12 protein-coding genes and 2 tRNA genes are annotated in these 14,650 nt (G+C 65.8%); 8 read left to right on the forward strand and 6 right to left on the reverse strand.

All coding sequences use genetic code 11. The annotated features are described in order from the left end of the window. Positions 1–86: 86 nt before the first annotated feature. From ACH0CP_RS04470 to ACH0CP_RS04480, 3 genes are read left to right on the forward strand one after another with little or no spacing between them, the layout of a single operon-like run. The gene (locus ACH0CP_RS04470) at positions 87–557 is read left to right on the forward strand and encodes a (2Fe-2S)-binding protein (RefSeq protein ID WP_294443985.1); all 471 of its coding nucleotides are present in this window, start codon (positions 87–89) and stop codon (positions 555–557) included. After that, positions 557–2,884 (forward strand): xanthine dehydrogenase family protein molybdopterin-binding subunit, encoded by a 2,328-nt coding sequence (locus ACH0CP_RS04475; protein ID WP_294443984.1) that lies wholly within the window; start codon positions 557–559, stop codon positions 2,882–2,884. The genes ACH0CP_RS04470 and ACH0CP_RS04475 overlap by 1 nt, the downstream gene beginning before the upstream one ends. After that, positions 2,881–4,191 carry a c-type cytochrome gene (locus ACH0CP_RS04480; RefSeq protein WP_294443983.1) on the forward strand — a complete coding sequence of 437 codons (1,311 nt, stop codon included), beginning with the start codon at positions 2,881–2,883 and terminating at the stop codon, positions 4,189–4,191. The genes ACH0CP_RS04475 and ACH0CP_RS04480 overlap by 4 nt, the downstream gene beginning before the upstream one ends. 149 nt (positions 4,192–4,340) lie before the next feature. Here ACH0CP_RS04480 and ACH0CP_RS04485 read toward each other — a convergent pair. Further along, a tRNA-Pro gene (locus ACH0CP_RS04485) sits at positions 4,341–4,417 on the reverse strand. Between the two features lie 66 nt (positions 4,418–4,483). Continuing rightward, positions 4,484–5,797 carry an FAD-dependent oxidoreductase gene (locus ACH0CP_RS04490; protein ID WP_294443982.1) on the reverse strand — a complete coding sequence of 438 codons (1,314 nt, stop codon included), beginning with the start codon at positions 5,795–5,797 and terminating at the stop codon, positions 4,484–4,486. Between the two features lie 67 nt (positions 5,798–5,864). Between ACH0CP_RS04490 and pnuC the strand changes: the two genes are divergently transcribed. Both pnuC and ACH0CP_RS04500 read left to right on the forward strand, forming a co-directional pair. After that, positions 5,865–6,437: a nicotinamide riboside transporter PnuC gene (gene pnuC / locus ACH0CP_RS04495; protein WP_294443981.1), complete on the forward strand. Its 573-nt coding sequence runs from the start codon at positions 5,865–5,867 to the stop codon at positions 6,435–6,437. Continuing rightward, on the forward strand, positions 6,434–6,952 hold the full coding sequence (locus tag ACH0CP_RS04500) for an ATP-binding protein (protein ID WP_294443980.1): 519 nt from the start codon (positions 6,434–6,436) through the stop codon (positions 6,950–6,952). Before pnuC ends, ACH0CP_RS04500 begins: the two co-directional genes overlap by 4 nt. A 39-nt stretch (positions 6,953–6,991) precedes the next feature. Here the strand turns inward: ACH0CP_RS04500 and ACH0CP_RS04505 are convergent, their stop codons facing one another. Next, positions 6,992–7,771 (reverse strand): CsgG/HfaB family protein, encoded by a 780-nt coding sequence (locus tag ACH0CP_RS04505; protein WP_294443979.1) that lies wholly within the window; start codon positions 7,769–7,771, stop codon positions 6,992–6,994. Positions 7,772–8,153: 382 nt separating this feature from the next. Here ACH0CP_RS04505 and lepA point away from each other — a divergent pair, with 382 nt between their 5' ends. Continuing rightward, the gene (gene lepA / locus ACH0CP_RS04510) at positions 8,154–9,950 is read left to right on the forward strand and encodes a translation elongation factor 4 (RefSeq protein ID WP_294443978.1); all 1,797 of its coding nucleotides are present in this window, start codon (positions 8,154–8,156) and stop codon (positions 9,948–9,950) included. Positions 9,951–10,001: 51 nt separating this feature from the next. On the opposite strand, the gene ACH0CP_RS04515 is transcribed toward lepA, so the two are convergent. From ACH0CP_RS04515 to ACH0CP_RS04525, 3 genes are all read right to left on the reverse strand, one after another. Continuing rightward, positions 10,002–10,304, reverse strand: coding sequence for an ATP-binding protein (locus ACH0CP_RS04515; protein ID WP_406875803.1), 303 nt, complete (start codon positions 10,302–10,304; stop codon positions 10,002–10,004). 226 nt (positions 10,305–10,530) lie between these two features. Beyond that, positions 10,531–12,486, reverse strand: a complete 1,956-nt coding sequence (locus ACH0CP_RS04520) for a hypothetical protein (protein ID WP_406888369.1) — start codon at positions 12,484–12,486, stop codon at positions 10,531–10,533. A gap of 94 nt (positions 12,487–12,580) precedes the next feature. Then, positions 12,581–12,667: transfer RNA gene (locus ACH0CP_RS04525), tRNA-Leu, on the reverse strand. A 109-nt stretch (positions 12,668–12,776) separates the two neighbouring features. On the opposite strand from ACH0CP_RS04525, the gene ACH0CP_RS04530 reads away from it, so the two are divergent. Together ACH0CP_RS04530 and ACH0CP_RS04535 are read left to right on the forward strand one after the other, a co-directional pair. Then, positions 12,777–13,703: a complex I NDUFA9 subunit family protein gene (locus tag ACH0CP_RS04530; RefSeq protein WP_406875873.1), complete on the forward strand. Its 927-nt coding sequence runs from the start codon at positions 12,777–12,779 to the stop codon at positions 13,701–13,703. A 56-nt stretch (positions 13,704–13,759) separates the two neighbouring features. Beyond that, positions 13,760–14,560 carry an undecaprenyl-diphosphate phosphatase gene (locus ACH0CP_RS04535; RefSeq protein WP_406875872.1) on the forward strand — a complete coding sequence of 267 codons (801 nt, stop codon included), beginning with the start codon at positions 13,760–13,762 and terminating at the stop codon, positions 14,558–14,560. Positions 14,561–14,650: the final 90 nt, after the last annotated feature.

Here is a 14,650-nt window from a genome sequence, read left to right on the forward strand (position 1 = left end):
TAACCTGCGTTGCGTACATCGGCGGCGGCCCGTCCGAACAAGATGTGATCTCGTTCGTTGGTCGCCGCTTACGGGAAGGACGGGGTGTGCAGCAGATTCTCCAGATCAATGGCGAGCCGCATCCGGTGGATGTGCCGGACGATATGCCGCTGCTGTGGGTGCTGCGCGACGTGGTCGGCCTGATGGGCACCAAGTTCGGCTGCGGTATCGCGCAATGCGGCGCATGCACCGTCCATCTCGATGGGAAGCCGGTGCGTTCGTGCGTGCTGCCGATCAGCGCCGTCGGCAACCGCGCGGTCACGACGATCGAGGGCGTGGGCGAAACGCCGCAGGGGCAGGCAGTGCAGCAGGCGTGGCTGGCGAACGAAGTCATCCAGTGCGGCTATTGCCAGTCGGGCCAGATCATGTCGGCCGCCGCGCTTCTCGGCCGCAATCCCGCGCCGGATGATGCCGCGATCGACGCCGCCATGGCCGGCAACATCTGCCGCTGCGGCACCTATCCGCGCATCCGCGCCGCGATCAAGCGCGCCGCCGGCCTCCCGGCGGAGCAGGCCTGATGCCCACCCGCCCTCACGGCCCGGCCTATGCCCTCCTCCAGCCGGCCGACCTCAGCGAGCCGACCCGCCGTCGCTTCCTCCTCGCCGGTGCGGTGATGATGGGCTTTGCGGCCTCGGGAAAGGCGTGGGCCCAGGCGAAGGGAAAAGGCGAACAGCCGACGCTGCGCGCCATCACGCCCGGCGGGCCGGAGGAAGGCGCCGCCTTCCAGGGTTTCGCGCCCGGCGGCTTCATCCGCATCCCCCGCACCGGCAAGATCACCTTCATCATCCCGCAGGTGGAGATGGGGCAGGGCATCTACACCGCCGAGGCGATGCTGATGGCGGAGGAACTGGAACTGTCGCTCGATCAGATCGAGGTGGCGCACGCGCCGCCCGACGAGAAGCTCTACAGCCAGCCGATCCTGAAGAGCCAGGCGACCGGCGGGTCAACCTCGGTACGCGGCGCGTGGAAACCGATGCGCCAGGCCGCCGCTGCAGCGCGCACGATGCTGATCGGGGCGGCGGCAGAGCGCTGGGGCGTGCCGGTCGATCAGTGTTTCGCCGATCAGGGCCGCGTCTATTGCCGCACCAATGGCCAATCGATGCTGTACGGCGCGCTGGTCGATGCCGTCGCCAACCGTCCGGTGCCACAGGATGTGCCGCTCAAGAAGCCGGGCGAGTTCAAGCTCATCGGCCGCTCGCCGCCAAGGGTCGATACGCCTTCCAAGACCAACGGCTCCGCGGTGTTCGGGATCGACATCCGCCTGCCGGACATGAAGGTCGCCGCACTCGACATCTGCCCCGTCCCGGGCGGCCGGCTGAAGCGGCTCGGCGATGCAGCTGCCCGCCAGGTGCCGGGCGTCGTTGATGTGCTGCGCATCGACAATGCCGTCGCGGTGGTCGGCGATCATTTCTGGGCGGCGCACAAGGGGCTGCAGGCGCTCGAGGTGGAATGGGATCTCGGCCCCCGCGCCGGCGTGCGGACGGCGGGAATACGCGATCGGCTGGTAAAGGCGGCTGATGACGGCAAGCCGATCGTCGGCCGCGTGGTGGGTGATGCCGACGCCGCAATGCGCGACGCGCATTCCCGCGTCGAGGCGCGCTACGATCTTCCCTTCCTCGCCCATGCGACGATGGAGCCAGTTAACGCCACCGTTCATGTGACGCCCGACGGCTGTGACATCTGGGCCGGGACGCAAGTGCCCACCGCGGCGCAGGGCCAGGTGGCCAAGGTGCTTGGCCTGCCGGCCGAGCAGGTGCGGGTACACAATCAGTATCTCGGCGGCGGCTTCGGGCGCCGGCTTGTGCCCGAATATATCGTTCAGGCGGCGCAATTCGCGCGCCAGGTGCCCTACCCGCTGAAGGTGATCCAGACGCGCGAGCAGGACATCCGTCACGATCTGTTCCGGCCCGCCTATCACGATCGGATCGCCGCCGGCCTCAATGCCGATGGCCTGCCCGTGGTGCTGACCGATCGGGTGACGGGCGGCTCGGTGCTGGGCGATTATCTGCCGACCGGGCTTCCCGACGGCACGATCGATACCGACGCCGTCGAAGGCGCGGCGGAGACGCCATACGCCATCCCCACCGTGCGGGTGGATTGGGTGCGCGAGAATGCGCCGGTGAAGGTCAACTGGTGGCGCGGGGTCGGGCCGACGCACAATGTCTTCGTCATCGAAAGCTTCATCGACGAATGCGCTCATTCGGTCGGCCAGGATCCGGTGACCTACCGGCTGCGGATGCTCGCGAACAATCCGCGCTCGCGCAACGTGCTGAAGGTCGCGGCGCGTGAGGCCGGCTGGGGCCGCGCGCTCGGCCCGCGCACCGGGATGGGCGTGTCGCTCCACGACAGTTTCGGCAGCCACATCGCGCTGGTGTGCGAGGTGCATGTGACCCCGATGGGCGAGGTCCAGTTGCGCCGGCTCACCGCCGCGGCTGACGTCGGCGTCGTCATCAATCCGAACAGCGTCGTCGCGCAGATCGAAGGCGGGACGATCTTCGGCCTGTCGGCCGCGCTCTACAACGAAATCACCTTCACCAACGGCCAGGTCGATCAGGGCAATTTCAACGATTATCGCCAGATGCGGATCAATGAAGTGCCGCCGTTCAAGGTGAAGCTCGTCGACAGCGAGGACGAACCCGGCGGTATCGGCGAATCGGGCACCGTGTCAGCGGCGCCGGCCCTGACGAACGCGATCTTCGCCGCCACGGGCGTCCGGCTGCGCAAGCTGCCGATCGATCGCGAACTGCTGATGGCGGATGATGCGCGCAAGACGGTGGTCGGCGGCGCGATGGTGGCGGGTGCTGCCGCCGCCGCGATGCTCAGCCGCAAGGGAGACGCAGCATGAAGCGCTGGGGCCGGATCGCGCTCGGCCTTGCCGTGCTGGTGTTCCTGGGTGCCTGCGCCTTCTTCTTCTGGCCTGCCCGGCTGGAGGCGGTGCAGGCGAGCGCAGCGCAGCCCAGGGGTGCGGCGCTGATCGAGAAGGGCCGCTATCTCGCCACCGCCAGCGATTGCATCGCCTGCCACACAGTGCCGGGCGGTCAGGCCTATGCCGGCGGCCTTGCCTTCAAGCTGCCGTTCGGCACGATCTATTCCTCGAACATCACGCCCGATCGTCAGCATGGCATCGGCGCCTGGAGCGATGCCCAGTTCGTGCGCGCCATGCGCCATGGCGTTGATGATGAGGGGCGGGAGCTTTATCCCGCCTTTCCGTACACCGCTTATGCCAACATGAGCGTCGATGACGTGCTGGCGATCCGCGCGTATCTCAACACGCTCGCACCGGTCGCGGTGGCGGTGCAGCCCAACGGCCTCAGCTTCCCGTTCAATCAGCGCTACGCGATGCGCGCGTGGAAGCTGTTCAACGGTCCGCGAGATCCCATCCAGCCTGATCCCGCGCGTTCGGCCGAATGGAACCGCGGGGCCTATCTCGTCGAAGGCGCCGGTCACTGCGCCGAATGCCATACGCCGCGCAATTTCATGTACGGCCTCGATCGCAGCCGCAATTATGCCGGCGCGATCACCCAGGGGTGGAAGGCCTATAACATCACCTCCGATCGCGAGACTGGCATGGGCGGCTGGTCGGTCGAGGAGATCGCGACGTATCTCGGCACCGGACATGCACCCGGCCGGGGTCCGGCAAGCGGCTCGATGGCGGAAGCGATCAGCCTCAGCCTCAGGCACCTGACGCCCGCGGATCTGCGCGCGATGGCGGTCTATATCCGCTCGCTGCCGCCGCAGCAGAGCGAGCGTGGCGGGAAGGTCGATCCCAATCCGCCGCTCATGGCCGCCTCGACGCTGTACGCACCGGCGGGCGCGAAAACGGGCAGCAAAGATCTCCTGGGCTTGCGCCTCTTCGAGGGTCACTGCGCCAGCTGCCACGGCTGGAATGGCGAAGGCGTGCAGACGAAGTACGGCGCGCTACGCGGCTCGCAGACGGTCAACGATCCCGGCGCGACCAACCTGGTCCAGGTGATCCTGCGCGGCTCGTCGATCGAAACGCCGGAAGGCCATGTGGCAATGCCCGGCTTCGGCGCGTCCTTCACCGATGCCGAAGTGGCCGCGGTGGCGAACTACGTGCTCCAGCATTTCGGCAACAAGCGACCGACGGTGACGCCGGATCGCGTGAAAAAGGCGAGAACCGAGTCCGAATAGCCACCATCGACGACCATTACGCTCCATCTGCTACCGGTCGCGCGCCATACGCGAACGCCCGGCGCCATCGCGTGCGCGCCGAACGACCGGCTTTGCACGCCATTTCGGCGCCCGCCGGTGGCGGTAAATCATCTATCTGATGGTGAAGTTGGTCGGGGAAAGAGGATTCGAACCTCCGGCCCCTGCGTCCCGAACACAGTGCTCTACCAGGCTGAGCTATTCCCCGACCAGGGCTGTCGGCCGGCACGGGGCCGGTGACAGGCGGCGGCTTATATCAGCGAAACTCACTGCATCAAGAGAGGATTTCGTCCCGATCCCGCGCAGCGAGCATCGCCTGTACGGCGGTGAATTTCTCTCGTGGTGAACCATCCCGCGCCGCGGCGATCTCGGCCGCGTCGATCTTCTGCCAGTCACGGAACGTGACGACGTCGACACCCCGCTCCGCCAGCAGCGCATCAAGTGCCGCGCGTCCCTGCTTGCCGCTGTCGTCTGCCGTGTCCGCCGCGATGTGATCGGCGATCATGAACCCGTCCGGCCGGTTGGTGCCGATCGTCCCCGTCGGCCCCCTTCGTGCCCAGCCCACGGCGTACAACCCATCGCCGATCCGCCCCTCGACATTGGCGAACCGCCCCAATGCCTCGTCATACGGGACCCCGTCGATCGGCGGCGTGCGATAGCCGATGCAGCTGACGACGAGGCTGGCGGGAATGGAATATGTCTCCCCCGTACCGACCGCACGACCCGTGGCATCCAGCGCCGTCCGCTCAACGATCACGCGCTCCACATGGCCCTCGCCCTCGATCGCCACCGGCATGGCGAAGAAGTCGAACGTGACGGTGATCGGCGACGTGGGCGTATTCACCGCAAATGCGCGCAGGTGGCCGACCGCCTTGCGCAGCCCCGGATCGAGCACCGCGTCGGCCTCTGCCGGGGGCAGGTCGGCGGGGTCGACGATCGGCGTCGCGCGTGAAAGGTGACCCAGTTCGCCCAGTTCCTTGGGCGTCATCGCAATCTCGTGCGGTCCGCGACGGGCGAGGATCGTCACGTTCTCGATGGTGTGCGGCCCCAGCGCATCCAGGGCATGGGCAACGATGTCCGATCCGGCGAACTCGTCGCCTGTCTTGGCAAGGATCCGTGCCACGTCGAGCGCCACATTCCCCGCGCCGACAACCACCGCGCCCGGGCCGTGGAGAGCAGGTGCCAGATCGGCAAAATCAGGGTGGCCATTGTACCACCCGACGAACGCTGCTGATCCCACGACCCCGGGCAAATCGTCACCCGGGATACCGAGCGGCCGATCATGGGGGGCGCCGGTCGCGAGCACGACGGCGTCGTACATCTCGAGCAGTTGGGGGATGGTGACGTCCTGGCCCACCGTCACATTGCCCACGAACCGCACGTTGTCGCTGAGCGCCGTGGTCTCGTAGCGGCGCGATACCGCCTTGATCGACTGGTGATCAGGCGCAACGCCCGTGCGGATGAGGCCATAAGGCACGGGCAGACGATCGATGATGTCCACGCGGACGCCGTCGCCAAATTGCTTCTGGCAGCCTTCGGCCGTGTAATAGCCGGCCGGGCCCGAGCCGATGACGGCGATGTGGCGCATATTTCGCTCTCCTCCCAGCGCAAGCTAACCGCTTGGCGCTTCAGGGCAAGCATGCTTATCCATCCCCATGTCAGTGATGGAATGGCTTGCGACCGCGCTTGGGATCGCCTGTGTCGCACTGGCCGCGCGGCGGAGCATGTGGACGTTCCCTGCCGGCGTCGCCTCTGTCACTCTGTTCGGCGTCGTCGTGTACGAAGCTCGGCTGTACAGCGATGCGGCACTTCAGGGGTTCTTCGCTGCCGCCAATCTCTACGGCTGGGCGCAGTGGAAACGTGCCCGTAGCACGCTCGGTGAGGTGGCTGTCGGCACCATGTCGCCGCTCTCGCGAGTTCGCTGGGCCGCGGTGACGATCATCCTCGGCGCCTCATGGGCCATGACGATGCACCGCTTCACCGATGCTTCCTATCCGTGGTGGGACGCGGCGATCGCGGCCGCCAGCGTCGCTGCGCAGTTGCTGATGGCACAGCGGCGGATCGAGAACTGGTGGTTGTGGATCGCCGTGGACCTCGCCTCCATCCCGCTTTACCTGGCAAAGGGGCTCTACCTCTTCGCCGGACTGTATCTCATCTATCTGGCACTTGCGGTTGCTGGCCTCATCAGCTGGCTAGCCGTGATGCGCCGCACACTGAGACTGGCATGACCTTGCGCACGATCTGCCTCCACGGCCCGGAATCAACCGGCAAGTCGACCATCGCGCCCCACCTCGCGGAGCAGTTCGGCTCCGTAGTGGTGGCCGAATATGGCCGCACCTATTGCGAGCGGAATGGCACCGATCTCACCATGGCGGATCTGGTGACGATTGCCCGGACGCACGATAATCAAACCCGCGCGGCGGTCGCGGCGGGGCCGCTGCCGGTGATCCTGGATACCGATCCGCTGATGACGGCGGTCTGGGCCGACATGCTGTTCGACCAGCGCGATCCATGGTTCGACCGCTGGACCAACACCGCGGATCTGTATCTCCTCTTCGACATCGATCTGCCGTGGGAGGAGGATGGCACCCGCCTGTTCGGCACGCCCGATTTGCGGCGGAAGTTCTTCGACCTGTCGCGCCGCGAGCTTGATCGCCGTGCCGTCCCTTGGGCGCTGGTCAGCGGCCATGGCGAGCAGCGGACGCGCACCGCACTGGACGCGATCCGCCGTCACATGGCCTAGGGGCGGCGCCAGTACTGAGCGGCACCGCCCTCGCCATCCTTACCGCGCGCGCGGCGCAGCAGCGGCGGCGTTGTCGGGCAGTCCGCCGAGCTGGCTCACGAGCTTGGTGTAGGCGTCGAGGTAGCTCAGCACGATGATCTGACCGATCGCGGTATCCTGATAGCCGCCGCCGGCCGCGCCGCCGAAGGTACCGCCGGAGAAGAGCCCGCCGCCTGCGCCGAAGCTCACGTCCGACTTGCGGGCATAGCCCTCGGTCATCGCTTCTTCCTCGGTGGTGCGCGCGTTGACGAGGCTGAGCGTCGTCTTCGCTTCGCCTTTCTTCACGTTGATGCCGCCGGCGATCGCGCCGATCGTCCGGCCAGCGCCGCCGAACAGCCCGCCGATGCCACCAATCGCGCCGCCGAGGCCGCCGCCGCCAGAGTTGCGGTTCGCCGTTACGATATCGGGCTGGAGGAAGTAATCCGCCGCGCGCACCTGGCCCTTGCCGAGGTTGGACCCCGCCTGCAGCTCGCCTGAGTCCGCCATGGCGCGTTCCATGTTGCGGCTCACCATCGCGCGGCCGCGGTTGACCATGGTGAAGCAACCCGATTTCTGGACGAAGATCTTGATGATCGCTTCCGGGCTGCCGAGATTGAACTCGCGCCACCACTGGTTGTCAGGCTCGACGATCGCGAGCGAGCCGAGGCGCTTGGTGCAGACCGGGATCTGCGCCTCGCCCTTCTGCTGCGCCTGATGGGCGGAAGAGCCCTTGTTCTGCGCCAGCGTGGGTGTGGCCGCGATGAGCATGGCGGTGGCGGCGGCGACAAACGGAATGCGCATGAGATTCCCCCTTAAGTCGCCAGCACCACCTTGGTGTGCAGGCGATATTTCATTGTGCGACCCCGGCAGCACGAGACTGGCATCTAGCCTCGCGCCTTGCCGGCGGACGGTTACGCGATTGCGTGAGTGCTGATCTGCGTCAAGTCCGCAGCGATGGCGGGCGCGAGGCAGAGGGCGCTGGCGACGAAGGCTGCGACGAGCGAGAGGAAGTGACGTTTCATGATGACGTGGCTCCTGATCCGATGCGTCGTTTCTGCGCGCCTTCGTGCAACCGCGCATTCGCCCCGCGACCGGGGGGACGAAGATGCGACCAGAGCGCCGCTTTGGGATTGTCTTCGGAGGTGCTAACGGCCGCGGCACTCACTCAAGCTGGCAGAATTTCGTGGCGACCGAGCTTTCCAAGATCCGTAACTTCTCGATCATTGCCCATATCGACCATGGCAAATCGACGCTGGCCGACCGGCTGATCCAACGCACGGGGGGCCTCTCCGAGCGGGAGATGTCGGCGCAAGTGCTTGATAACATGGAGATTGAAAAGGAGCGCGGGATCACCATCAAGGCGCAGACGGTGCGCCTGGAGTGGAAGGGCCATGTCCTCAACCTCATGGACACGCCGGGGCACGTCGATTTCGCCTACGAAGTGTCGCGCAGCCTGGCCGCGTGCGAGGGTGCGTTGCTGGTGGTGGACGCGGCGCAGGGGGTCGAGGCGCAGACGCTGGCCAACGTGTACCAGTCGATCGAGCATGACCATGAGATCGTGCCCGTCATCAACAAGATCGACCTGCCCGCGGCCGAGCCGGAAAAGGTGCGCAAGGAGATCGAGGATGTCATCGGCCTGGACGCGTCGAACGCGATCCTCGCCAGCGCCAAGTCGGGCATCGGCATCGAGGAGATCCTGGACGCGATCGTCGAGCGGATCCCGGCGCCCAAGGGCGATCCCAACGCGCCGCTGAAGGCGATGCTGGTCGACAGCTGGTACGACCCGTATCTGGGCGTCGTCATCCTGGTGCGCGTGATCGACGGCACGCTGAAGAAGGGCCAGCAGGTCACCTTCATGCAGGCGGGCACGCAGCATCTGGTGGACCGCGTCGGATGTTTCCGCCCCAAGATCGAGCAATTGGCGGACCTGGGGCCGGGCGAGATCGGCTTCATCACCGCGCAGATCAAGGACGTGGCGCAGGCGCGCGTCGGCGACACGCTGACCGATGCGAAGAAGCCCGCGGCCGCGCCGCTGCCCGGGTTCAAGGAAGTGCAGCCGGTGGTGTTCTGCGGGCTGTTCCCGGTGGACGCCAACGATTTCGAGAAATTGCGCGAATCGATCAGCAAGCTGCGGCTGAACGACGCATCGTTCAGTTTCGAGATGGAGACGAGCGCGGCGCTGGGCTTTGGCTTCCGCTGCGGCTTCCTGGGGCTGCTCCACCTGGAGATCATCCAGGAGCGGCTGACGCGCGAATACGATCTGGACCTGATCACCACCGCGCCGAGCGTGGTGTACGAGATCGAGCTGACGCATGACGGCGGCATGATCGAGCTGCACAACCCGGCCGACATGCCCGATCCCAACAAGATCGCGATGATCAGCGAGCCGTGGATCGAGGCGACCATCTACGTCCCCGACGAATATCTCGGCAGCATCCTGAAGCTGTGCCAGGACCGCCGCGGCATCCAGAAGAACCTGACGTATGTCGGCGGGCGCGCGCAGGTGACGTACGAACTGCCGCTCAACGAAGTGGTGTTCGATTTTTATGACCGGCTGAAGAGCATCAGCCGCGGCTATGCGAGCTTCGACTATCACCAGATCGGCTATCGCGAGGGCGACCTCGTCAAGATGAGCATCCTCGTCAACAACGAGCCGGTCGATGCGCTGAGCATGATCGTCCACCGCGGCACCGCGGAGACGCGCGGGCGCGGCATGTGCGAGCGGCTGAAGGACCTGATCCCGCGCCACATGTTCAAGATCCCGATCCAGGCGGCGATCGGCGGCAAGGTGATCGCGCGCGAGACGATCGCGGCGCTGCGCAAGGACGTGACCGCGAAATGCTATGGCGGCGACGCGACGCGCAAGCGCAAGCTGTTGGAGAAGCAGAAGGAAGGCAAGAAGCGCATGCGGGAATACGGCTCGGTGAGCATCCCGCAGGAGGCGTTCATCGCGGCGCTGAGGATGGGCGACGACGCGTAGCGCCCGAGGCTAACACGTCGATCGCGCAGCGATCGGCGGGTTAGGCGAAGATCAGCGCAAGCGCGGCCGACGGCCGCCCGGGTCCACCGGGCGTGTCGATCGACGACGCGGCTTTGCCGCGGCGGGGAGGATTGATCCACACTCGGCCCACCTCGTTGCATTGTCACGTATCGTAAACGCCCGTTTTCCATCGGGCCAGGTAATGTCAACGCGGGTCGCATGAGCGTCCCAAGCATTTGCCACGAGTTCAACTATCGCGGTTGCCGGGTCAGCTATTATCTGACCCGCATATCGGGTCAAAAACTTTTCGCCAAACAGAACGTCGTCGCTCATGTGCTGCCCCCCCAGCACCATTGCTAGACGCTAACCCTTCGGAACTGCAACAAAAGACATATCGGTTTCGCCTTGCTGACGTTTGCGGATGACTCCCGCCAACTTATTGACTCCTTACCAAAAGCAGGGGGCGGAAAACGGAGATTTGACCACTCAACCTCCCGCGGCAAAGCCGCGTCATCGATCGACACGCCCGGCGCCGCTTCCGCGCCAGTCGCCAGGCTCCGCCTAGCGCCTTGAAGCGGCCTCAATCATACCGCCCGATCCACGACGCCGCGCCCGCCTGTTCCTTGAACGCCGCCCAGGTATCCTCCCGCGCCGCGGCTTCCCACACGGCCTGCGCCTCTGCGATCCGCGCCTGCGCCTGATTACGGGCGTATTCACGTTCCGGCCTCATGTCGCCGTACGTACTCATGGCGCCATCGGGCTGGAATTCGCGCAGGTCGATCGACGGGCCGGCGGGCTCGCCGGCTTCCTTCCACGCGTCGCGGCGGAGCTTGTCGAGGATGTCGGTGAGCGGGCCGCAGTTGACGTCCCGGTCGCCCTCGCCCGGCGTTTGGGGGCGGCGGGTGTGGAGATCGATGACGTCCATCCCCTTGCCGCAGCCTTCAAGGATCAGCTCGAAGAAGGTGAGCTGGCGGATGTAGAGGTCCGCCGCGACGATGTCTCCGTCGAGCCGGGCGCAGCGTTCCGCGGCGACCTTCATCTCATAGGTGCGCATGAGGTGGACGAGGAGTTCCTCCTTGTCCTTCTCGCTCATCTCTTTCGTCGCCTCGGCCTGCCGCGGGTCCTTGTTCGCGCGGGCCTTGCAGACGGGGCATTCGGCGGCCGCCTCGTCGCGGAGGTTGAGGTCGATGAGCGCCTGTGGAACCGGAAATGTACGACGCCCGGTGCCACGCTTCGAGGTCCTCAGGTTCTGATCCCCCTTGATCGGATGCTCGCCCTGATCAGTGATCGTCATCATCCAGCGACCGATCTCGGGATCGTCGGCGAAGTCCGCGACTGTAAGCTGCGCCGCCTCTTCTGGTCGAGCACCGGTCCACAGGAGGATCAGCGGCATCCAGAAGCTGGCCTCTCCCTTGCCGCGCGTGGGGCGCTCACCGAGCGTGAACACCGGAAGGCGGAAGATCGCCGACAGTTCGGCGACGCTAAACTCTGGCGGGTCATCCTTCCGAGCCGCAGCCGGCATCGGCGGCTTGAACGGATTGTGGAGGTCATCGGAGATATAGCCCTCCTGCTGGCCTTTGACCCAGCGGGCCGCGAGCATTCTCAGGTGCTGCTTCTGGGTCTTAAGGGCCATGTGTGGGACGTCGCGTCCCTCAAATCGCTCAACGAGCTTGGGAAGCGGCAGACGCTGCTCGGTTGGCGTGAGACCGGTCGGACGCTTGGCGAGCATATCCAGCCAATCTGTGACCATGCGCTTGGTGATAGTCTCAGGTGTCGCGTCGCCGTGCACCTCGGTCCATAGCCGGAGGGCTGTTCCACAAGCCTGCTTCGTGCTTGCACCCACACCATATCGCGGGTTGTCGAGCATCTCTCGCACGATCGAGGCGAAGGATTGCCCCGCTGCCGCGGGTTGAGGCTCCACGCGAGTCGGCGGGATCGGCTCCGCCGGGATCGGCAAAATCTTCCCGCGTAGACGGGCCTGGAGGGCCTCGCTGATCTCAATCGCCTTATCGTTGAGCGCTCGGCAGAGCCGATCGAACCCGAGAGACTCACTCGGGTCATGATCGATACCGGCATCAGCAAGCAGCCGCTTCGCCGAGCTACCCCAGAACTCGACCATGGCCTGCTCATCCTGGTCGAGCCGCCACTCCATGAAATCGGACAAATGCGTGTCCCACGCGTCGGGAGCTCCTTCGACCCACGCGCCTCCCTTCTCGACCAAGGCACGTTCGTCGCCCTGGTGCCAATCCCGGGCGAACTTCTCCGCAAGAAATGAGACGACGTCCTCGCCAAGAGCATCGCCAGTACCCGACAGGATGTTGCGGGCTCGACGGACGTTGCGTTCCCATTCCTCGTTGAACTGCCAGTACCGCTGGATCACGGCCCGGTCTTTCACAGGGAGCGTCGCGCCGAGCGCTCGCTTCAGCTGGACAGGCTTGCCTTGGATGTAGGGTCGAAGAGCCTCGCGATAGACCCGCCTGTAGCGTAGCCTGCCAGTTTTCTTGTCGACCTCGATGTGCGGGAGGTGCGCGGCCATGTCGGCGTTTTGTACCTTCATTTGTACCGTCTCGCTCGCTGCAAGTTACGGAATTCTGAAGGTTTTGCGCATTTTCAACCCCTTGCGGGGAAGGTGGTGCCCAGAAGAGGACTCGAACCTCCACGACCTTGCGATCGCCAGCACCTGAAGCTGGTGCGTCTACCAATTCCGCCATCTGGGCACTGGGCTTGAAGCCCCGGTAGGCCGGCGCCTCTAGGGCCGGGGCGGCGGCCTTGTCAACAGCCGTGTGTGGCGGCTAGTGGCAGCGCATCTTTTCCGCGGAGCGAAACATGAAGGACAAGCTGGTCACATTGATCGGCGGCGGCGGTTTTCTTGGCCGCTACGTCGCACAGGTTCTGCTCAAGGCAGGCGCCCGCGTGCGCATTGCCCAGCGCGATCCGCGCGAGGCCTGGTTCCTGAAGCCCCTGGGCGGGCTGGGGCAGACGCAGTTCGTCGCGACCGACGTGACGAAGCCGGACACGATTGCGCGCGCCGTGAGCGGCGCCGACGCGGTGGTGAACCTCGTCGGCAGCTTCACCGGCGATCTCAACCGAATCCACGTGACCGGGGCCAGGAACGTGGCCGAGGCCGCGCGGACGGCGGGCGCATCCACGCTGGTGCACCTGTCGGCGATCGGCGCGGACGAGCATGCGCCGTCGCTTTATGCGCAGACCAAGGGCGCGGGCGAAGCAGCGGTGCGGCTCGCCTTCCCGCAGGCGACGATCCTTCGCCCGTCCACGGTGTTCGGACGCGAGGACAAGTTCATCAACATGTTCGCGGGCATGATCGCGGCGCTTCCGTTCGTGCCGGTGCTGAGGCCCAATGTGCGCTTCCAGCCGGTGTTCGCGGGCGATGTGGGCGACGCTGTCACCGCCGCCATGGCGGACGGCGCGCAATTCGGCGGGCGCACGTTCGAGCTCGGCGGGCCGGACGTGATGACGATGATGGAGCTGCACCAGTGGATCGCGCGGATGATCGGGCGGCATCGCTCGTTCCTGGAGCTGCCCGATGCCGCCGGCGCGCTGCTCGCCGCGCTGCCGGGTGCCCCGATCTCACGCGATCAGTGGAAGCTGCTGCAACGTGACAGCATCGTGGGCGACGGCGCAGAGGGGCTGCAGGCGCTTGGCATCACGCCGACGCCGCTAGCGGCCGTGGCGCCGGGCTGGCTGGTGAAATATCAGCGCGCCGGCCGCTTCGCACAGCCCACCGCGGCCTGATCCGCCCCATCGCTTCGCGCATCGGCCCGCAGCGGCGGGCAACCTGAAAGGCTGTCATGTCCGATTTGCTGACCGCGATCATCCTCGGCATTGTCGAGGGCGTCACCGAGTTCCTGCCCGTTTCCTCGACCGGGCATCTCGTGCTCGCCACCGAACTGCTCGGCTATGATCCGCAGCGCTGGGCGGTGTTCAACATCGCGATCCAGCCAGGTGCCATCCTGGCGATCGTGGTGCTGTACTGGCGCACGTTCATGGCGGTGCTGTCCGGCCTGATGAAGGGCGAGCCGCACTCCGTCGCTTTCGTGCGCAACCTGCTGATCGCCTTCATCCCCGCCGTGGCGCTGGGCCTTGCCTTCAACGACGAGATCGAGGCGCTGCTGGAAAATGCGGTTGTGGTCGCCTGGGCGCTGATCATCGGCGGCATCGGCATCCTGGTGGTCGAGAAACTGGCCAAGACGCGCGACGTTGGCGGCATCTCGGGTGTGACGACGGGGCAGTCGGTTAAGATCGGCCTGGTCCAGTGCATCGCGATGATCCCGGGCGTCAGCCGGTCCGGCGCGACGATCATGGGCGCCATGGCACTTGGAATTGACCGGCGCACGGCCGCCGAGTTTTCCTTCTTCCTCGCCCTCCCGACACTGACGGGCGCGACCGTGCTGCAGATGGTGAAGCATCGCGACGCGATCACCGCCAATGACCTGCAGCTGATCGGGGTTGGCGCGTTCGTCTCTTTCATCGTCGCGCTGGTGGTGGTGAAGGCGTTCATGGCGGTGGTGACAAAGCACGGCTTCGCACCGTTCGCCTGGTATCGGATCGTCGCCGGCGCGCTGGCGCTCGTGATGGTGAATTTTCGATAGGTACTGATCCGGACCTTCTTTGATGCTGCTGAAGGTCGCAGAATGGGCAAGCGCGGCGGGGAACAGTGAAATAGGTCATCAGTGCTGCCT

The sequence above is a fragment of the Sphingomonas sp. 179-I 2A4 NHS genome (assembly GCF_045369135.1).
GTDB lineage: Bacteria > Pseudomonadota > Alphaproteobacteria > Sphingomonadales > Sphingomonadaceae > Sphingomonas.